16 protein-coding genes and 1 pseudogene are annotated in these 18,998 nt (G+C 63.0%); 10 read left to right on the forward strand and 7 right to left on the reverse strand.

Going from position 1 to position 18,998, the window contains the following annotated elements; translation table 11 throughout:
- Positions 1-4: 4 nt before the first annotated feature.
- Positions 5-3,100, reverse strand: coding sequence for a multidrug efflux RND transporter permease subunit (locus tag L1O02_RS05835; protein WP_235759679.1), 3,096 nt, complete (start codon positions 3,098-3,100; stop codon positions 5-7).
- The gene (locus L1O02_RS05840) at positions 3,097-4,254 is read right to left on the reverse strand and encodes an efflux RND transporter periplasmic adaptor subunit (protein WP_235759680.1); all 1,158 of its coding nucleotides are present in this window, start codon (positions 4,252-4,254) and stop codon (positions 3,097-3,099) included. Before L1O02_RS05840 ends, L1O02_RS05835 begins: the two co-directional genes overlap by 4 nt.
- Positions 4,255-4,478: 224 nt before the next feature.
- On the opposite strand from L1O02_RS05840, the gene L1O02_RS05845 reads away from it, so the two are divergent.
- Both L1O02_RS05845 and L1O02_RS05850 read left to right on the forward strand, forming a co-directional pair.
- Positions 4,479-4,724, forward strand: a complete 246-nt coding sequence (locus L1O02_RS05845; protein ID WP_060840952.1) for a hypothetical protein — start codon at positions 4,479-4,481, stop codon at positions 4,722-4,724.
- Between the two features lie 157 nt (positions 4,725-4,881).
- Complete coding sequence (locus L1O02_RS05850) at positions 4,882-6,465, forward strand: PAS domain-containing methyl-accepting chemotaxis protein (RefSeq protein WP_060840951.1); 1,584 nt, start codon at positions 4,882-4,884, stop codon at positions 6,463-6,465.
- Positions 6,466-6,503: 38 nt separating this feature from the next.
- On the opposite strand, the gene L1O02_RS05855 is transcribed toward L1O02_RS05850, so the two are convergent.
- From L1O02_RS05855 to norR, 4 genes are all read right to left on the reverse strand, one after another.
- Positions 6,504-7,253, reverse strand: a complete 750-nt coding sequence (locus L1O02_RS05855; protein WP_235759681.1) for a YkgJ family cysteine cluster protein — start codon at positions 7,251-7,253, stop codon at positions 6,504-6,506.
- A 129-nt stretch (positions 7,254-7,382) separates the two neighbouring features.
- Positions 7,383-7,871 (reverse strand): GNAT family N-acetyltransferase, encoded by a 489-nt coding sequence (locus L1O02_RS05860; protein WP_060840949.1) that lies wholly within the window; start codon positions 7,869-7,871, stop codon positions 7,383-7,385.
- 3 nt (positions 7,872-7,874) lie between these two features.
- Entirely contained in the window at positions 7,875-8,777 is a 903-nt protein-coding gene (locus L1O02_RS05865) for a chemotaxis protein (protein WP_060840948.1), read from the reverse strand.
- Positions 8,778-8,953: 176 nt separating this feature from the next.
- On the reverse strand, positions 8,954-10,510 hold the full coding sequence (norR, locus tag L1O02_RS05870; protein ID WP_235759682.1) for a nitric oxide reductase transcriptional regulator NorR: 1,557 nt from the start codon (positions 10,508-10,510) through the stop codon (positions 8,954-8,956).
- Between the two features lie 156 nt (positions 10,511-10,666).
- Here norR and hmpA point away from each other — a divergent pair, with 156 nt between their 5' ends.
- Both hmpA and L1O02_RS05880 read left to right on the forward strand, forming a co-directional pair.
- Positions 10,667-11,848, forward strand: a complete 1,182-nt coding sequence (gene hmpA, locus L1O02_RS05875; protein WP_235759683.1) for an NO-inducible flavohemoprotein — start codon at positions 10,667-10,669, stop codon at positions 11,846-11,848.
- 305 nt (positions 11,849-12,153) lie between these two features.
- Entirely contained in the window at positions 12,154-12,663 is a 510-nt protein-coding gene (locus L1O02_RS05880; protein WP_060840945.1) for a disulfide bond formation protein B, read from the forward strand.
- Positions 12,664-13,235: 572 nt separating this feature from the next.
- Here the strand turns inward: L1O02_RS05880 and L1O02_RS31155 are convergent.
- Positions 13,236-13,430, reverse strand: a pseudogene (locus L1O02_RS31155) (hypothetical protein); the annotation flags it as partial.
- Positions 13,431-13,457: 27 nt separating this feature from the next.
- Here L1O02_RS31155 and cyoA point away from each other — a divergent pair.
- The 6 genes from cyoA to L1O02_RS05910 all read left to right on the forward strand — a co-directional run bounded on the left by cyoA (position 13,458) and on the right by L1O02_RS05910 (position 18,992).
- Positions 13,458-14,402: a ubiquinol oxidase subunit II gene (cyoA, locus tag L1O02_RS05885; protein ID WP_060840944.1), complete on the forward strand. Its 945-nt coding sequence runs from the start codon at positions 13,458-13,460 to the stop codon at positions 14,400-14,402.
- Positions 14,403-14,405: 3 nt separating this feature from the next.
- Positions 14,406-16,424: a cytochrome o ubiquinol oxidase subunit I gene (gene cyoB, locus L1O02_RS05890; RefSeq protein WP_060840943.1), complete on the forward strand. Its 2,019-nt coding sequence runs from the start codon at positions 14,406-14,408 to the stop codon at positions 16,422-16,424.
- A gap of 3 nt (positions 16,425-16,427) precedes the next feature.
- Positions 16,428-17,054, forward strand: a complete 627-nt coding sequence (locus L1O02_RS05895; RefSeq protein WP_011063285.1) for a cytochrome o ubiquinol oxidase subunit III — start codon at positions 16,428-16,430, stop codon at positions 17,052-17,054.
- Positions 17,055-17,384, forward strand: a complete 330-nt coding sequence (gene cyoD, locus L1O02_RS05900; RefSeq protein ID WP_060840942.1) for a cytochrome o ubiquinol oxidase subunit IV — start codon at positions 17,055-17,057, stop codon at positions 17,382-17,384.
- 10 nt (positions 17,385-17,394) lie between these two features.
- Positions 17,395-18,282, forward strand: coding sequence for a heme o synthase (gene cyoE / locus L1O02_RS05905; protein WP_060840941.1), 888 nt, complete (start codon positions 17,395-17,397; stop codon positions 18,280-18,282).
- 155 nt (positions 18,283-18,437) lie between these two features.
- Complete coding sequence (locus tag L1O02_RS05910) at positions 18,438-18,992, forward strand: cytochrome b (protein ID WP_060840940.1); 555 nt, start codon at positions 18,438-18,440, stop codon at positions 18,990-18,992.
- Positions 18,993-18,998 lie beyond the last annotated feature (6 nt).

Genomic DNA, 18,998 nt, shown 5'->3' on the forward strand with positions numbered 1-18,998 from the left:
CGCCTCAGGTGTTGGTGGCTGGCGAAAGAGCCGGCCGGGGCCGGTGGAACAGCCGCTCGAGCCACAAGTATATGACCGGCGTGGTGAACAGCGTCAGCGCCTGGCTCACCAGCAGGCCGCCGACCACGGCGATACCCAGGGGCTGGCGCAGCTCGGCGCCGGTGCCGTAGCCGAGCATCAGGGGCAGGGCGCCGAGCAAGGCGGCCAGGGTGGTCATGATGATCGGCCGGAACCGGGTGATGCAGGCCTGGTAGATCGCCTCCTCAGGAGGCAGGCCGCCGTTGCGCTGGGCTTCCAGGGCGAAGTCGATCATCAGGATGCCGTTCTTCTTGACGATGCCGATCAGCAGCACCAGGCCGATCAGCGCCATGATGGAAAAGTCCTGGCCACAGAGCCAGAGCATCAGCAAGGCGCCGAGCCCCGCCGAGGGCAGGGTGGAAATGATCGTCAGCGGATGCACGAAGCTTTCGTACAGCACCCCGAGAATGATGTACACGGCCACCAGCGCGGCGAGGATCAGGTACGGCTGGCTGGCCAGGGAGCTCTGGAAGGCCTGGGCCGCGCCCTGGAAGTTGCCGCTGATGGCCGCCGGCATGCCGATCTCGTTCTTGGCCTGTTCCAGCAGGATCACCGCGTCCCCCAGGGCGACGCCGGGGGCCAGGTTGAACGACAGGTTGGCGGCCGGGAACATGCCGTCGTGAGCAATCGACAGCGGGCCGATGCTGGGCGCATCGAAACGCGCCAGGGCCGACAGCGGCACCATCTCCCCGGTCAACGGCGAGCGCAGGTAGAAGTAGTTGAGGCTCTCGGCCTTGCCCCGTTGCTGGGTGTCGAGTTCGAGGATCACGTTGTACTGGTTGATCTCGGTCTGGAACTCGTTGATCTGACGTTGGCCGAAGGCGTCGTACAGCGCCTGGTCGACATCGCTGGCGGTCAGGCCGAAGCGCGCGGCGGCGGTCCTGTCGATGTTGATATGGGTGATGCTGCCGCCCAGTTGCAGGTCGTTGGAGATGTCGCGGAACGCCGGGTTGCTGCGCAGTTTCTCGGTCAGGCGCTGGGTCCAGGTGGTCAGGGTCGGACCGTCGTTGCTTTTCAGCACGTACTGGTACTGGGCGCGGCTGGGGCCCGAACTGAGGTTGATGTCCTGACCGGCTCGCAGGTAAAGGACGATACCGGGCACCTTCATCAGTTGCGGACGGATGCGGTCGATAAAGGCGCTGGCCGAGACATCCCGCTCGCTGCGCTTTTTCAGCGAGATCCAGAAGCGGCCGTTGGCGATGGTCTGGTTGCTGCCAGAGACGCCCACCGAATGGGAGAAGGCTTGCACCGCCGGGTCGGCGGCGACGATCTCGGCCAGCGCCTGGTGTTTCTTCACCATGTCCGGGTAGGAAATGTCCGCGGCGGCCTCGGTGGTTCCGAGCACGAAGCCGGTGTCCTGCACCGGGAAGAAGCCCTTGGGAATCAGGATGTAGCCGGCAATGGCCATGCTCAGGGTCAGGGCGAAAATCCCCAACATCAGTTTCTGCCGGGCCAGGGCCCGGCGCAGGGCGCGCTCGTAGAGGGCCAGCAGACGCTCGCCGAAGCCCGGCTTGGCGTGGGCCGGGTGCACCGGGGCCCGCATGAACAGGGCGGCCAGGGTGGGCGCCAGGGTCAGCGACACCAGCACCGAAATCATGATGGTGGACGTCGCGGTCAGGGCGAACTCCTTGAACAGCCGGCCGACCACGCCGCCCATGAACAGCAGGGGAATGAACGCCGCCACCAGGGAGAAGCTGATGGACACCACGGTGAAGCCGATCTCGCCGCCCCCCTTGATCGCCGCCTCGCGCATGCCGTCGCCGGCTTCCAGATGGCGGTGGATGTTCTCCACCACCACGATGGCGTCGTCGACCACGAAGCCCACGGCGATGACGATGGCCACCAGGGTCAGGTTGTTCAGGCTGAAGCCCAGCACATACATCAGGGCGAAGCTGGCAGTCAGCGATACCCCCAGCACCGCGGAGACGATCAGGGTCGCCGACCACTGGCGCAGGAACAGCGCCATCACCGCCACCACCAGCAGCACCGCGATCAGCAGGGTGATCTCCACCTCGTGCAGCGAGGCGCGGATGGTCTGGGTGCGGTCCACCAGCACCTTGACCTGCACCGAGGCCGGCAGCATCGCCTCCAGGCCCGGCAGGGCGGCCTGGATGCGATCCACGGTATCGACGATATTGGCCCCCGGCTGGCGCGAGATCACCAGGTTGACCCCCGGCTGATCGCCGGACCAGGCCTGGACGTAGGCGTCTTCCGGGCCGCTGACCACCCGGGCCACGTCCTGCAGTTGCACCGGTGCGCCGTTCTTGTAGGAAACGATCAGCTGACCGTACTCCTGGGGATCGAACAGCTGGTCGTTGGTGGACAGGGTGGAGATGCTCGACTCGCCGTACAACGCGCCCTTGGCCAGGTTGAGGCTGGTCTGCTGGATCGCCAGACGGATGTCGGCCAGGGTCAGGCCGATGGCCGCCAGCTTGTCCGCCGCGGCCTGGATGCGGATCGCCGGACGTTGCTGGCCGGTGATGTTGATCTGGCCGACGCCGTCGATCTGGCTGATTTGCCGCGCCAGCAGGGTTTCCGCGTAGTCGCTGAGCTCGGTGCCGGGCATCTGCGTCGAGCTGATGCTGAGGATCAGCACCGGGCTGTCGGCTGGGTTGACCTTCCTCCAGGTGGGCAGGGTGGGCATGTCCTTGGGCAGCTTGCCGGCGGCGGTGTTGATCGCCGCCTGCACTTCCTGGGCGGCGGTGTCGATGCTCTTGTTCAGGGTGAACTGCAGGGTCAGCAGAGACGAGCCCAGGGCACTGCTGGAGGTCATCTGGGTCATGCCGGGGATGGCACTGAACTGCACTTCCAAGGGCGTGGCCACCGAGGACGCCATGGTGTCCGGGCTGGCCCCGGGCAGGGCCGCGGACACCTGGATGGTGGGGAACTCGGCTTCCGGCAGCGGCGCCACGGGCAGGCGCGGAAAGGCAACCGCCCCCAGCAGCACCAGGGCAAAGGTCAGCAGCACGGTGGCGACCGGATGGTCGACGCACCAGGCGGACAGGGAACCGTGCCCCTTCATGGCTTGGGCTCCCGGGCCGGCGCCGGCGGCGGGGCATTCAGCACCTGGACCTGGGAGCCGGGCTTGAGTCGCGACTGGCCGTCACTGACCAGCACATCCCCGGCCTGGACCCCGGCAATGATGTTCAGCTCGCTGTCCTGGTACAGCACCTGTACCGGCACGCTTTCCACCTGCTGGCCCTTGATTCGGAACACGAAGTGCTGGTCCAGGCCGCGCTGGACCACGGTGGGCGGCACGGTCAGCGCACCCCGGTCCAGCGCAGTCTGGATCTTCACGGTCACCAGTTGACCGGGCCAGAGCTTTTGCTGGGCGTTGTCGAATTCCGCCTTGGCGCGGATGGTGCCGGTGCCGGTGTTGATCTGGTTGTCGATCAGGCTCAGATGGCCATTGCCCAGCAGGGTGCCGGCGTTGTTGCTGTCGGTGCCCAGGTAAGCCTGGACCGCCGCCGGGTCCTGGGCGCGAACCAGTTGCTGCAGGGTCGGCAGCATCTGCTGGGGTAGGGAGAACTCTACGGCGATGGGGTCGATCTGGGTCACCGAGAACAGGCCTTGCGCGTCGCTCACCCGCAGGAAGTTGCCTTCGTCCACGGTGCGAATGCCCACCCGGCCCGTGACGGGCGAGCGGATCTGGGTGTAGGACAGTTCGACCTGCGCGGCATCGATGGCGGCCTGATTGCCCTGGGCCGTGGCGTTGAGCTGATTGACCAGGGCCGCTTGCTGGTCGTAGGTCTGTTTCGAGACGCCGTCATCCACCGACAGCAGCTTGTAGCGCTTGAGGTTGACCTGCGCCACCTGCAACTGGGCCTGGTTCTGTGCCAGCTGGGCCTTGGCCTGATCCAGGCTGGCGCGGATCGAGCGGTCATCGAGGGTGGCCAGCAGATCCCCGGCCTTGACCTGTTGTCCCTCCCTGACCAGCAATCGGGTGAGGATGCCATCCACCTGGGGACGGATGATCACGCTGTGCAGCGACAACACCGTACCGATGCCGCTGACGTAGCGCGGCACATCCTGCTGGAGCACCTGCACCGCTCGCACCGGAATGGCCGTGGGCGCGGCCAGCCTGGCGGTCGCCGGCTTGTTGAAAAACCAGGCCGCGCCAGCGGTGAGGCCCACCAGCAGCGCTGCGGTCACGACGGTTTTCTTGGCATTGGGCATAGAGGTAGAACGCCGGGGGCAATGGTGTCGAAAGGCTGGCCATGATCTGTTGACAGTTATAGTCCGGCAACCCGGTCAGCACCGTGACCGCCAGCTGTCAGCGCTGTCAGAAAAGTACAGCCCGACCGCCGTGCCCCAGGTCAAAGATCGCGGGCGCGCAGGTATACTGCCGGCCACTGCGGCCCGTTCCCTGGCGCGGATTATCTTTCTCCCCTGGAGCTTCCATGACTTGCCCTGCACAACCTGCTGCGGATGACGGCCTGAACGTCGATCCCGCGGCCGCCCCGGCCACTCCTGAAACCGAGGCCAAGGCGGCGATTCCGGCGTTCAAGTTTCCTTTCAAGCCGTCCGAGTTCGCGCCGGCCAAGAATGCCCAGCAGCCCTGGTACAAGAACGGTGCCAGCAACGGCCACACCAAGACCCCCGGCGCAGCGCCGCCCGGCACCCGTCGCTCCATGGGCAAACGTTGAGATCGCCGACAATCGCAGACATTGCCCTTATTTGCGCTTTTTAATCGCAGTGATGGCTAATTGCTTTAAACCTGAGCTGGATCAGTATTTGTGGCATCAGTGCGCTTAGAGTCAGCAGCCCTGCCGACTCCTCCTAACAAATACGAGCGCGCTTCCCATGAAGATCAACCTGCCGGTTACTGGGCGAAACGTGGACTTTGCCCCTGATGCGAACATCCTTTCGACCACCGATCTGACCAGCGCGATCACCTACGCCAATCCTGATTTCATCAAGATCAGCGGCTACACCCGTGAGGAACTGCTGGGGTCGCCGCATAACCTGCTGCGTCACCCGGACATGCCCCCGGCGGCCTTCGGCCATATGTGGCGCACGCTCAAGCGCGGCCGCTCGTGGATGGGCATGGTCAAGAACCGTTGCAAGAACGGTGACCACTACTGGGTCAGCGCCTACGTCACCCCGGTGACGCGGGACGGTCAGGCGGTGGAATACCAATCGGTGCGCACCAAGCCCAGCCCGCAACAGATCGCCGCCGCGGAGCGGGCCTATGCCCGACTCAGGGAGGGCGGGCCTTCATGGTGGAGCCTGCTGCCGGTCATGAGCCTGCGCTTGCGCCTGTGGGCCGCCATCAGCGCCGGTTTTATCGGCAGCTTCGGGGTTTCAGCGTGGCTGCTGCCCGAGTCCTGGATGCTCCAGGGCACGGTGATGGCCATGGGCTGGTGCCTGAGTCTGCTGGCGGTCGGTGTGCAAATGCGCCCGCTGGACCGCCTGGCCGAGCGCGCCCGGCAGATCGGCGACAACCCACTGAGCCAGGGGATCTACACCGGTCGTGCGGACGAATTCGGACGTATCGAGTTCGCCCTGCAGATGCTCGAAGCCCAGGTAGGAGCCGTGGTGGGGCGGATTGGCGATGCCTCCCAGCGCCTGGCCGGGCATGCCGCGGAGCTGGTGGAGCATCTGCACAGCAGCCATAACAGCACCCTGGAACAGCAGGCGGAAACCGATCAGGTGGCCGCGGCCATTCACCAGATGGCCGCCAGCGTGGCCGAGGTCGCCACCCATGCCCAGCAGGCCTCGGTGGCGGCGGATCAGGCGGAAAGCGAAACCCGTGAGGGGCATCAACTGGTGGGCGAAAGCCGCAGCGCGGTGTTGCGCCTGGCCAGCGAGCTGGAGCGGGCCACCGAGGTCATCCATCAACTGGAAGGCCACAGCTCGGATATTTCCGGGGTGCTGGAGGTGATTCGCAGCATTGCCGAACAGACCAACCTGCTGGCCCTGAATGCGGCCATCGAGGCGGCGCGGGCTGGCGAGCAGGGACGCGGCTTTGCCGTGGTGGCCGATGAGGTGCGCGGGCTGGCCCAGCGGACCCAGGACTCCACCAACGAGATCCAGCGCATGATCAGCACCCTGCAAAATGCGGCGCGCCATGCGGTGGAGGCCATGCAGCACAGCAGTGCCCATGTGGAAAGCAGCGTCGATCAGGCCCAGCGCGCGGCGGTGGCCCTGGACGGCATCAGCCAGCGGGTCAACCAGATCACCGAGATGAGCCTGCAGATTGCTGCGGCAGTGGAAGAGCAGAGCGCGGTCAGCGAGGACATCAACCGCAACATCATGGGCATTCGCAATGCCTGCGAGGTGACGGTCAGCGCCGGCCAGCTCAGCCACGTCAATTCAGGTGATGTGGCCGGGCTGGCGGGGGACCTGCGCCAGCTGGCCCAGGAGTTCTGGCATAAGCGTGGATAGGCCGCCGCGCGGGGCGGCGGCCAGCCGGCGCCGGCGGCTCAGGCGGCGCGCAGGGAGATGAAGGCGTAGTCCACGCCGGCAGTGCTGACCACCTGGGCCCCAGCGGCCAGGACCTGGCTGGCGATGTCGTCGCCGGACAGGTGAAAGCGCCACGGCTGGCTCGCGGTCTGCGGGGGAGCGGCGCGGACCTGGTCGATGGCGGCGGCCAGGGCGTTCATGTCGGGCAGATAGGCAGTGAAACCGTCGCCCTTGAGGGCCGTGGCGCGAATGCCCAGCAGGGCGCAGATGGCTTCCTTGGTGTGGATATCGTCGCGGTCGGCCTGGCGCGAGCGCGCGATCAGTTCCGCCAGCTCCTGGTCCACCAGTTCACCCCCGAGGATCAGTTGCGGGCCCTGTTCCCATGAATGCGGCGGGCAGTCCTTGGCCAGCGGATTGAGCGGAATGTGTGGATTGATTTCCATCGGATAGATGCGACACACCAGCGGTCGCCGCTCATAGATGCGACAGCGCGACTCTTCGTCAAGATTCCGGCAGGGGCCGACGTTGTAGGCGGCAAAGGTGATCGCCACGTAGGCTTCGGTACTGCCACTGGTGATCCGGCAGGAACGGCGTTCGGCGTGTTCGCGCTGTTGCGCCGGCAGCCCCAGGCCATTGCCGAGGAAGGCCTCCACCAGAACGATCACCTGACCGCCGTCAGCCGCCCAGGCCCGGGCTTCCGTGAGGGTCAGGGGCACGTGGTGATCGGTGCAGCACTTGCCGCAACCAACGCAGGAAAACTGGGTGTTCATGGATCGGGGAACCCTTCTGGGGCGATGGGGATCGCGTCGAAAAAAACACGTCGACGCGGCTGGAGCAGGGGCCAAGCAAGTTGCATGCCACCCGCCGCGGCTGGCGGGGTGGGGCGGGTCGGTCGCTGCTCAGGAGCCCCGGGGCACCCGTTCGCGACGCAGGATCTGCATGCCGGCGCTTTCATACAAACGACGGGCTCGCCGGTTGTCTTCCAGAACCCGAAGATCGACAAAGCCTTCCCGGCGTTCGGCGAACATCACGAAGGCCTGCTCCAGGAGGGCCCTTCCCACCCCCTGGCCACGGGCGCGGGGATGCACCACCAGATCCTTGATGTAGGCACTGGTCCAGCATTGGGCGACGCCGATCAGGCCGTCGGCATCACGGGCCAGCAGACAGAGTTGCGGATCGTATTCGGCATCGCTTTCGAAGCACTGGCGCCAGCGGTCCAGCGTCGGCACACTGCCGCCGCCATCCTGGTAGCCCAGGTGCATCAGCTGATGCACCTGGGCGGCCAGCTCGGGCTGGTAGTGCAGCAGGGTGACGCCGGGCGGCCACTGCGGGGCGGCCTGCGCACGGGTGAGATCGCGGCGCAGCAGCAGGCAGTGGATCTCGCTCACGGTTCAGGCCGCCTGGCTGGCGATGGTTTTGGCGGCGTCGATCAGGCAGCGGGTCAGTTCCGGCGAAGAGAACTTGGTGAGTACCGCATTGGCCCCGGCCTGACGCGCTTTTTCACTGTTCATGGCGCTGTCCAGGGAGGTGTGCAGCAGCACGTAGAGGTGAGCGAAGTCCGGGGTTTCCCGCAGGGTCCGGGTCAGGGCGTAGCCGTCCATTTCCGACATCTCGATGTCCGAGACGATCAGGTTGATCTCGTTGGCCGTGCCCTGCAGTTCCAGCAGGCAGTCGATGGCTTCCTTGGCACTGCGGGCGGTGTGGCATTGCAGGCCGAGGTTGCGCAGGGTGTGCACCGATTGCTGCAGCGCCACCTGACTGTCGTCCACCACCAGGATCCGCGCGTTGCCCAGGGCTTCGGCGTCTTCCATGCTCAGTTCGGTGGGCGCCATCTCGATCTGCGCCGGGGCAATGCCGTGGATCACCTTCTCGATGTCCAGCACCTGCACCAGGGTGCCGTCCACCTGGGTCACGCCGGTGATGTAGGACTTGATACCGCCGGAGCCAAAGGGTGGCGGGCGGATATCAGTGGTCAGGCAATGCACGATCTTGCTCACGGCCTGCACGTGCAGACCCTGCTTGGAGCGGCTGACGTCGGTGACGATCAGGCAGCCGCTGTCCGGGTCGGCCAGGGGGCGTTCGCCAATGGCCCGGCTGAGGTCGATCACCGACAGCGAGTTGCCGCGCAGGGTGGCGATGCCTTTCACATGGGGGTGGGACTCTGGCAGCTTGGTCAGCGGCGGGCAGGGAATGATTTCACTGACTTTAAGCAGGTTGATTGCCATCAGCTTGCCGCTGCGCAAGGTAAACAGCAGAAGCGAAAGCGAATCTGCGCGGGCTTTGTTGGAGGACATAAAAACCTTCTCTGAAAAAGTTGGCGTGTGGCTCGACCCACGGAGCACCATTGATAACGGGTTATCGACGTGTTCAGGGCAGGCTTTAGCGGTGTTCCTGCTTTCCGTCGGCGCTGCTGCCTTCGCCGGTAAGCCGGCGAAGGCAGCGGGGCGTGGCGTTCTGCCGATGCTGGCGTTTAGCGCAGGCCCAGGCGTTTGGCCAGACGGCTGAGGTTGGCTCTGTCCAAGCCTAGCTCACGGGCGGCACTGGCCCAGTTGTGCTGGTGCCGTTCCAGGCAGGCGTTGATCAGCTGGCGTTGATAGTGCTCGGTGGCCTGGCGCAGGTCGCCTTCGAGGGGCGCTGGCGCCAGGCTTTCCAGGGTTGGGGCGAGGACGCCGGGCGCTTTTTCGCCGAGCCCGGGCAGGTCGAGGTCGGCTGCATCCAGGCTGAGAATCTTCGGGCGTTCGCGGCAGTTGCCCAGGGCCTTGAGGGCGCTGCGGCCGATCAGGTGCTCCAGTTCGCGAACGTTGCCCGGCCAGTTGTAGCCCAGCAGTGCCTGCTGCGCGTCGGCACTGAGCCGCAGGCTGCCCAGGCCCATGCGCGAACGGTTCTGCTCCAGGAAGTAGCCGCTGAGCAGCAGCACGTCGCGACCCCGGTCGCGCAGGGCCGGCACTCGCAGCGGGTAGACGCTGAGGCGGTGGTAGAAGTCGGCACGGTAGCGCCCGCTGCGCACTTCTTCGGCCAGGTCGCGGTTGGTGGCGGCGATCAGGCGCACGTCCACCTGATGCTCCTTGTCCGAACCCAGGCGCTGCAACTGTCCGCTTTGCAAGACCCGCAGCAGTTTGGCCTGGACCGAAAGCGACAGTTCGCCCACCTCATCGAGAAACAGCGTGCCGCCATTGGCCAGCTCGAATTTGCCCCGCCGATCCTGGGTGGCTCCGGTGAAGGCGCCGCGCACATGGCCGAACAGTTCGCTTTCCACCAGGGTGTCGGGCAGGGCCGCGCAGTTGAGGCTGATGATCGGCTGTTCGGCCCGGGGCGAGGCGGCGTGAATGGCCTGGGCCACCAACTCCTTGCCGACGCCGGTTTCACCGGTGATCAGTACCGTCAGGTCGCTGCCGCCCACCAGGCTGATTTCTTCCAGCAGGCGCTTGTGGGCCTTGCTCTGGCCGATCATCTCGCGGTGCTGTCCGCTGGCCTGGCGATAGACTTCGGCCCGTTGATGCTCGTTTTCGGCCCGCAGAGCCAGGCGTTCGATACGCTCGGCGGCACTGACCGTGGCCGCGGCGAGGCTGGCGAAGGCTTGCAGGGCGTCCAGTTCGATGGGCTCGAAGCGCTGCGGGTCCAGGGCATCGAGGGTCAGCAGGCCCCAGGGGCGCTCATCGACGAACAGCGGGCAGCCCATGCAGTCATGGACTTCCAGGTGGTCGTCAAGACCTTCCACCAGACCGTCATAGGGATCGGGCAGCTCACTGTCGCTGGCAAAGCGGGTCGGGCCCGGGCTGGCGAGCAGGGCGGCAAAGCGTGGGTGCTCGCTGACCTTGAAGCGGCGGCCCAGGGTATCGGTGCTCAAGCCGTCCACCGCCAGCGGCACCAGCCATTCGCCATCCAGGCGCAGCAGCGCCGCGGCATCGCAGGGCAGCAGGGCGCGCAAGGCTTCCAGCAGGCGGCGGTAGCGTTCGCCCTCGGGCAGTTCCCGGGACAGGTCGGTCACCAGGGGGAGCAGGGTCGTGAGCAGGGATTTTGCGGTCATAATGACTCCGTCTAGTCTTAATGACTATAAATGCATCAGTGTCTTTATGACCAACTGAATTTTAAGCCATTGATTTATAAGGATTTTAATCTTGGCATGAAAACTGACTGGATAAGGGAAACCTGCAAGCAGTCATAAAGTCCAGGAGTTGTCCTTATGCTAAGCGTCCAAGATCGCACCCTCATCAAAGCCACCGTGCCCCTGCTGGAGAGCGGTGGTGAAGCGCTGATCACCCACTTCTACCGGATGATGCTGTCCGAGTACCCCCAGGTACGTCCGCTGTTCAACCAGGCGCACCAGGCCAGCGGCGACCAGCCCCGTGCCCTGGCCAACGGGGTACTGATGTATGCCCGGCATATCGACCAGTTGGATCAACTGGGGGATCTGGTGGCCAAGATCATCAACAAGCATGTGGCCCTGCAGATCCTGCCGGAGCACTACCCCATCGTGGGAGCCTGTCTGTTGCGGGCCATTTCCGAGGTGCTGGGCAGCGAGATTGCCACCCCTGAAGTGATCGATGCCTGGGGCGCGGCCTATAACCAGTTGGCGGATATCCTGATCGGTGCCGAGGCGGCGATCTACGACCAGAAGGCCCAGGCTCCGGGCGGCTGGCGTGGCGCGCGGGCATTCGAGCTGGTGCAGAAGGTGCAGGAGAGCGTGGAAATCACCTCGTTGTATTTCGCGCCGCTGGATCAGGGGCCGATCCTCGCCGCCGAGCCGGGTCAGTACATCGGCTTGCAGTTGTTCATCGACGGTCAGGAGGTGCGGCGCAACTACTCGCTGTCGGCCCTTTCCAACCGGGGGCAGTACCGCATCAGCGTCAAGCGCGAACCCGGGGGAGTGGCCTCCAACTACCTGCATGACCAATGCCCGGTGGGCACCCGCATCATGCTGTTCCCGCCTGCCGGCGAGTTCACCCTGGCGGCAAGCACCAAGCCGCTGGTCCTGATCAGTGGCGGCGTGGGCATCACCCCGACCCTGCCGATGCTGGAGGCGGCGCTGGCCACGGAGCGTCCGGTGCATTTCATCCACTGCGCGCGCAACGGCCAGGTGCATGCGTTCCGTCACTGGGTCGACGAACTGGCCCAGCGTTATCCACAGCTCAAGCGCTTTTACTGCTACGCCGAGGACGACGGTGTCAGCCCGGCGGCAGACCAACTGGGGCTGCTGACCCGGGAGCAGTTGGCCGACTGGTTGCCGCAGGAGCGAGATCTGGATGCCTACTTCCTCGGGCCCAAGGGATTCATGGCGGCCATCAAGCGCCACCTCAAGGCCCTGGGCATTCCCGAGCAACAGAGCCGGTATGAGTTCTTCGGCCCGGCGGCGGCCCTGGAATAACCCGGCCGGCTCCTGCGCAACCCGGCCCTGCAACGGGGCCGGGTTGTTAATCCTTGCTTAACCTGCCTGTCGTTAATTCCCCTCGATGCCGGGATGGCGCTGCCATCCCGGCCTTTTCGTTCGTGTGTCCCCCTGGCCCGTAAACCTTGGGTGTTGCCTTCGATGCTGTGCATTCAAAGGTCATGATCAGCGTGTAGACTTCCGGGCACCCGATGGCAATCAGATCAACTTCGCAATTCAACCCGCGGGCTGGCGTGACAAGCACGGCTACGCCGGTTGAGCAGACAACAGAAAAAGGAATAGGGATGAGTGACGACAGACTGCGTTTAGGGCGTGAACGGCGCTTCCTGGTGCTGCTGGGGATTATCTGCCTGGCGCTGATCGGCGGGGCCCTGTACATGCAGGTGGTGCTGGGCGAGGCGCCTTGCCCGCTGTGTATCCTGCAGCGCTATGCCTTGCTGCTGATCGCTCTGTTCGCCTTCATCGGGGCGGCCCTGAGCTCGCGACGTGGGGTGACCGTGATGGAGACCCTGGTGGTCATCAGTGCCATCGCCGGTGCCGGGGTGGCCGGGCACCATGTGTACACCCAGTTCTACCCGGCGGTGAGCTGCGGCATCGATGTGCTGCAGCCCTTTGTCGACAGCCTGCCGCTGGCGAGCATCTTTCCCCTGGTCTTCCAGGTCGACGGTTTCTGCTCCACGCCGTATCCGCCGATCCTTGGCCTGTCCCTGGCGCAATGGGCGCTGCTGGCGTTCGTGTTGACGGTGATCCTGGTGCCCCTGGGCGTCGTTCGCAATCGCAAGAAAACCTACTGATTCACCCGGAAAAGCCCCGGTCCCTCAACAGGGGCCGGGGCTTTTTCATGTCGTTCATCCGGCTGTTGAAAAGTCCGTGATTTGCGGCAAGTGAGGGGGCGGTAAAAGTGCGACATGTTGTCACACTGTCGCGGTCGCACAGGGGCGGAGGGAGGCCGGCAACAGACTGCATATTGGGTAATCGGTTCCCCTGAAGTCTGTCACTTTGTGTAAATCCCCAGGCTGGGTTAAATCCATAGCCTGCTATCTATACATCTCTTCACAAAGCCCGTTTTACAAGGGTTGAAGCCCTATCCAAGGCGGCTTTCAGCCGCTCGTTCGGCCTGTTGAAAGGGGGCGCTGGAAGTCCCTTTTGGGGTTTTTGTTGAGAATAAAAATCGATATCATTACGATCCTTCGCAATAATCGTGAGGGATTGTTGCGCCGGGGGATAAAAATTATTTCGGGATAAGACATGGTTTATAAAACGCGACATATCTACAATCGCCCGCACTGAATTTCCGACGCTGCTCATCCCTGAGCACACGAGGACGGTCGAGGGGCGGATTGAGCGCTCCGTGCGACTGCGGGTGTCGGCGCCTTCCAAACTTCCGCACCAAATGGAATTGGTCTGTAACAAGGCCTTTGACCACGAGATCGAATAAGAACCACTGCTAGCCCGGGATGTGTCGTTGAGCGTTTAACGCAACGGGCAGGCCCTTATTCAATTGAAGAAAAATGCCAACCCTTGGCAGGGTGAAGTGTTGGCGATCAAAACCCAACTGCATTGCGCAAGCTGCTTTAGAGGTCGTGAGATGAGTAAAAACAGGTACCCCAGATTACTAGGCTTATTGCCGCTGCTCGGCATGTTAATGCTGGGAGGCTGCAAATGGACCTTGCTTGATCCCAAAGGTCAGGTTGGTCTGGATGAACGAAACCTGATCATCACGGCCACCATCCTGATGCTGCTGGTGGTTGTGCCGGTCATCATCATGACCTTCGCCTTCGCCTGGAAATACCGCGCCTCGAACAAGGACGCGACCTACGCGCCCAAGTGGTCCCACTCCACCAAGATCGAGATCGCGGTGTGGCTGGTTCCGGTGCTGATCATCATTGCCCTGGGTTATGTCACCTACAAGTCGACCCACGCCCTGGACCCGTACCGTCCGCTGGAGTCCGACGCCAAGCCTGTGACCATCGAAGTGGTCGCCATGGACTGGAAGTGGCTGTTCATCTACCCCGACCAGGGCATCGCCACCGTCAACAAGATCGTGTTCCCGGCCCATACCCCGGTGAACTTCCGCGTCACCTCCGACACCGTGATGAACTCGTTCTTCATCCCGGGCCTGGGCGGCCAGATCTACGCAATGGCGGGCATGACCACCAAGCTGCACCTGATTGCCAACCAGAACACCGAACTTGAAGGGATCTCCGCCAACTACAGCGGCGCGGGTTTCACCGGCATGAAGTTCAAAGCGATCGCTACCAGTCAGGAAGATTTCGACGCCTGGGTAAACGAAGTCAAAAAGGCACCTAAACAGCTGGACACCGCTGAATACGAAGCCCTTTCCAAGCCGAGCCAGAACAATCCTGTCGAGCTCTACTCCGCCTACGCGCCGAACCTGTTCCAGACCGTCATCGACAAGTATGAAGGCATGAAACCGGGCAAGCCGCTCAAGCACGAGAAGAAAGAAAAGGAAGTGGCCGCAACCGAAGGGATGGACGTGAGTTCGCATTCAGCTGCCGGGGCAGAGGAGTAAACGATGTTTGGTAAATTAAGTCTGGAAGCGATACCGTTCCACGAGCCGATCGTCATGGTGACCGTTGCCATGATCCTGCTCGGTGGTGTGGCGCTGTTCGCGGCAATCACCTACTTCAAGAAGTGGACCTACCTGTGGACCGAGTGGCTGACGTCCGTCGACCACAAGAAAATCGGTGTGATGTACATCATCGTCGCCATGGTCATGCTCCTGCGTGGCTTCGCCGACGCCATCATGATGCGTACCCAGCTGGCCATGGCCACCGAGGGTTCGCCTGGCTACCTGCCACCTGAACACTATGACCAGATCTTCACCGCCCACGGTGTGATCATGATCATCTTCATGGCGATGCCATTCTTCACCGGCCTGATGAACCTTGTCGTGCCGCTGCAGATCGGCGCGCGTGACGTGGCCTATCCGTTCCTCAACTCCCTGAGCTTCTGGCTGCTGGTATCGGGCGTGGTGCTGATCAACCTGTCCCTGGGCGTCGGCGAATTCGCCAAGACCGGCTGGGTTGCCTATCCGCCGCTGTCGGGCCTGCAATACAGCCCGGGCGTGGGTGTGGACTACTACATCTGGGCGCTGCAGCTATCGGGTCTGGGGACAACGCTGACGGGGGTCAACTTCCTGGCCACCGTGCTGAAAATGCGTACCCCTGGCATGAAGATGATGGACATGCCGATCTTCACCTGGACCTGCACCTGGGCCAACGTGCTGATCGTGGCTTCGTTCCCGATCCTCACCGCCACCCTGGCACTGCTGACGCTTGACCGTTACATGGATTTCCACATTTTCACCAATGAACTTGGTGGCAATCCAATGATGTACGTGAACCTGTTCTGGGCCTGGGGTCACCCCGAGGTGTACATCCTGATCCTGCCGGCGTTCGGTATCTTCTCCGAAGTCATCTCGACCTTCTCGGGCAAGCGCCTGTTCGGTCACCACTCGATGATCTACGCTTCCGGCGCGATCTCGATCCTGGGCTTCATGGTTTGGCTGCACCACTTCTTCACCATGGGTTCGGGTGCCAGCGTCAACGCCTTCTTCGGCCTGGCGACCATGCTGATCTCGATCCCGACCGGGGTGAAGCTGTTCAACTGGCTGTTCACCATCTACCACGGTCGTCTGCGCATCACCAGCCAGGTTCTGTGGACCCTGGGCTTCATGGTGACCTTCGCCATCGGCGGCATGACCGGCGTACTGCTGGCCATCCCGGGTGCGGACTTCGTCCTGCACAACAGCCTGTTCGTGATCGCTCACTTCCACAACGTGATCATCGGCGGCGCGGTGTTCGGCTACATCGCCGGCTTCAGCTTCTACTTCCCGAAAGCCTTCGGCTTCAAGCTGCATGAAGGTTGGGGCAAGGCTGCCTTCTGGTTCTGGATCTCGGGCTTCTTCGTCGCCTTCATGCCGCTCTACGCACTGGGCTTCATGGGCATGACCCGTCGTCTGAACGCCACCACCAACCCTGAGTGGGTGCCATACCTGTACGTGGCCATGGTGGGTGCACTGATGATCGCCGTGGGCATCGCCTGCCAGCTGATCCAGCTGTACGTCAGCGTGCGTGACCGCAAGCAGAACATGTGCGTGTCCGGCGACCCATGGAACGCCCACACCCTGGAATGGTCGACCTCGTCGCCACCTCCGTTCTACAACTTCGCGGTACTGCCCAAAGCCGAAGGCATCGACCCGTTCACCGAAGCCAAGGAAGACGGCACTGCCTACGCGCAGCCAAGCCGCTACCAGCCGATCCACATGCCCAACAACACCGCTACCGGTGTGGTCATGGGGGCCCTGCTGACCGTGTTCGGTTTCGCCATGATCTGGCACATCTGGTGGCTGGCCATCGCAAGCCTGGCCGGCACCGTGATCTATTTCGCGATCCACGCTGCCCGTGATGATCAAGGCTACATGGTGCCGGTCGAGACGATCGAGCGCATCGAAGCCGAACAGCACAAGCGTCTGGTATCGGAGAACAAGATCCCGGCTACCCGTGTTGAAACCTCGTTGGAACAGGCTTAATCCATGTCGAACTTAGTGACCAATGCTGGACACGCCCATGTCGATGACCATGGGCACGATGACCATCACCACGACTCGGGCGAGATGACCGTATTCGGTTTCTGGCTCTACCTGATGACCGACTGCATTCTGTTTGCGTCGATCTTCGCGGTATACGCGGTACTGGTTAACAACGTAGCGGGTGGCCCGTCGGGCCACGACATCTTCGAACTGCCTTACGTACTGGGCGAAACCGCTCTGCTGCTGTTCAGTTCGATCACCTACGGCTTCGCCATGCTGGCGTTCTTCCGGGGCAACAAGAAGCAGGTGCTGGGCTGGCTGGCCATGACCTTCCTGTTCGGCCTGGGCTTCATCGGCATGGAGATCAACGAGTTCCACCTGCTGATCTCCGAAGGCTACGGCCCTAGCCGTTCCGGCTTCCTGTCCGGGTTCTTCACCCTGGTCGGCACCCACGGTCTGCACGTGACCAGCGGTCTGATCTGGATGGCGATCATGATGTACCAGGTGCAGAAAAACGGCCTGACGGCGACCAACAAGACCCGTCTGAGCTGCCTGAGCCTGTTCTGGCACTTCCTGGACGTGGTGTGGATCTGCGTATTCACCGTTGTTTACCTGATGGGGACTATGTAAATGGCCAACGCACACTCCCACGACGAAGCCGGTCACGGCAGCGTCAAGTCCTACGCCATCGGCTTCATCCTGTCGGTCATCCTGACACTGATCCCGTTCGGCCTGGTGATGTACCCGTCGCTGCCTAAAGACGTGACCCTGTGGATCGTCCTGGCATTCGCCGTGATCCAGGTGCTGGTGCACCTGGTGTACTTCCTGCACCTGGACCGTTCCGCGGCACAGCGCAACAACGTGGTGGCGTTCATCTTCGCCGCGCTGGTCATTGTTCTGCTGGTTGGTCTGTCGTTGTGGATCATGTTCAGCATCCACACCGTCATGATGGCCAAGTGAGGTAAACCCGATGTCGCTCAAGCACTTTATCCAAATCACCAAACCGGGGATCATTTTCGGTAACGTGCTTTCTGTGGCAGGCGGGTTTTTCCTGGCCTCGAAAGGGCATGTCGATCTGGCCATTTTCCTGGCCGCGATGATCGGCACCTCGCTGGTGGTAGCGTCCGGTTGCGTGTTCAACAACTGCATCGACCGAGACATCGACCTGAAGATGGAGCGCACCAAGAACCGCGTGCTGGTCCAGGGCCTGATCTCCCTGGAAGTGGCCCTGGTCTATGCCTCCCTCCTCGGGATCGCCGGCGTCGCCCTGCTGTACTACGTGGCCAACCCGTTGGCCGCGTTGTTCGCGGTAATCGGCTTTGTCATCTACGTCGGCCTCTACAGCCTGTACCTCAAGCGCAAGTCGGTTCACGGCACGCTGGTGGGCAGTCTGTCCGGGGCCATGCCGCCGGTGATCGGTTATGTGGCCGTGAGCAACAGCTTCGACATGGCCGCGCTGACCCTGCTGGTGATGTTCAGCCTGTGGCAGATGCCGCATTCCTACGCCATCGCGATCTTCCGCTTCAACGATTACCTGGCCGCATCGATTCCGGTGCTGCCGGTGAAGCGCGGCATTCGCGTGGCCAAGAAGCACATCCTGCTCTACATCCTGGCGTTCCTGGTGGCGACCCTGATGCTGACCTTCAGCGGTTACGCCGGCATGAGCTACCTGGCGGTAGCGGCGGCGATGGGCATGTACTGGCTGTACATGGCCTGGACCGGCTACAAGGCGGTGGATGACACCGTGTGGGCGCGCAAGCTGTTCGTGTTCTCGATCTTCACCATCACCGCGCTGAGCGTGATGATGTCGGTGGATTTCAAGGCCCCGACCGAGCTGTTGCTGACCTACGCGCACTAAGCTGTCCAGGCCACAGAAAAGCCCCGCCTTCGTAAGAAGTGCGGGGCTTTTTTTATCCGCTGGCGCGACGGTCACATCATTTAAAGCTTTTCGGTCCGAAGGCTCCGCCTGGCCGGGTAAAATGCGCCGCTCGTGGATGAACCTGAGTGGATGCAATGCAAAGCCGTATTGAAATGAACGACAGCCAGGAGCGTTACGGCGCGGTCAGTCGTGGGTTGCACTGGGCCATGGCGCTGGCCTTTGCCTGGATCTATTGCTCGACCGCCGCCCATTACCTGCTGGAGGATTCGGCACTGGACAAGTTCCTCTGGCCGACCCACAAGCAAGTCGGGCTGCTATTGATGGGGCTGTTGCTGGTGCGGCTGTTCTGGAGCCTGCTGAACCGGCATCGTCGGCCGCCGAGCCTGAACCTGGCCGCGCGCCTGGGGCATGGGCTGCTGTATGCCGGGATGTTCGCCATTCCGTTTCTCGGGCTGCTGCGCCAGTACGGCTCCGGGCGAGCGTTTTCCGCCTTCGGGCTGCCGGTGATGAGCGGCTTCGAAGGGCCGAAGATCCAGTGGATGACCGACCTGGGCAACAGCTTCCATAGCCTCCTGGGCTGGACCTTGCTGGTACTGATCGTCGGTCATGTGGCCGCGGTGATCCTGCACTGCGTCAAAGGCCAGGGGCATATCCTGCGGCGCATGGCCGGTAGCACGACCTCGGCTTGAGGTATC

Origin of the sequence: Pseudomonas sp. BC42 (assembly GCF_021560055.1) — a bacterium.
In the GTDB taxonomy this organism is placed as follows: domain Bacteria; phylum Pseudomonadota; class Gammaproteobacteria; order Pseudomonadales; family Pseudomonadaceae; genus Aquipseudomonas.

What these genes read in the sequence shown, in the direction of transcription:
- L1O02_RS05835 (WP_235759679.1), bottom strand. Translation starts at nt 3,100, where the DNA reads ATGAAGGGGCACGGTTCCCTGTCCGCCTGGTGCGTCGACCATCCGGTC.
- L1O02_RS05840 (WP_235759680.1), bottom strand. Translation starts at nt 4,254, where the DNA reads ATGCCCAATGCCAAGAAAACCGTCGTGACCGCAGCGCTGCTGGTGGGC.
- L1O02_RS05845 (WP_060840952.1), top strand. Translation starts at nt 4,479, where the DNA reads ATGACTTGCCCTGCACAACCTGCTGCGGATGACGGCCTGAACGTCGAT.
- L1O02_RS05850 (WP_060840951.1), top strand. Translation starts at nt 4,882, where the DNA reads ATGAAGATCAACCTGCCGGTTACTGGGCGAAACGTGGACTTTGCCCCT.
- L1O02_RS05855 (WP_235759681.1), bottom strand. Translation starts at nt 7,253, where the DNA reads ATGAACACCCAGTTTTCCTGCGTTGGTTGCGGCAAGTGCTGCACCGAT.
- L1O02_RS05865 (WP_060840948.1), bottom strand. Translation starts at nt 8,777, where the DNA reads ATGTCCTCCAACAAAGCCCGCGCAGATTCGCTTTCGCTTCTGCTGTTT.
- norR (WP_235759682.1), bottom strand. Translation starts at nt 10,510, where the DNA reads ATGACCGCAAAATCCCTGCTCACGACCCTGCTCCCCCTGGTGACCGAC.
- hmpA (WP_235759683.1), top strand. Translation starts at nt 10,667, where the DNA reads ATGCTAAGCGTCCAAGATCGCACCCTCATCAAAGCCACCGTGCCCCTG.
- L1O02_RS05880 (WP_060840945.1), top strand. Translation starts at nt 12,154, where the DNA reads ATGAGTGACGACAGACTGCGTTTAGGGCGTGAACGGCGCTTCCTGGTG.
- cyoA (WP_060840944.1), top strand. Translation starts at nt 13,458, where the DNA reads ATGAGTAAAAACAGGTACCCCAGATTACTAGGCTTATTGCCGCTGCTC.
- cyoB (WP_060840943.1), top strand. Translation starts at nt 14,406, where the DNA reads ATGTTTGGTAAATTAAGTCTGGAAGCGATACCGTTCCACGAGCCGATC.
- L1O02_RS05895 (WP_011063285.1), top strand. Translation starts at nt 16,428, where the DNA reads ATGTCGAACTTAGTGACCAATGCTGGACACGCCCATGTCGATGACCAT.
- cyoD (WP_060840942.1), top strand. Translation starts at nt 17,055, where the DNA reads ATGGCCAACGCACACTCCCACGACGAAGCCGGTCACGGCAGCGTCAAG.
- cyoE (WP_060840941.1), top strand. Translation starts at nt 17,395, where the DNA reads ATGTCGCTCAAGCACTTTATCCAAATCACCAAACCGGGGATCATTTTC.
- L1O02_RS05910 (WP_060840940.1), top strand. Translation starts at nt 18,438, where the DNA reads ATGCAAAGCCGTATTGAAATGAACGACAGCCAGGAGCGTTACGGCGCG.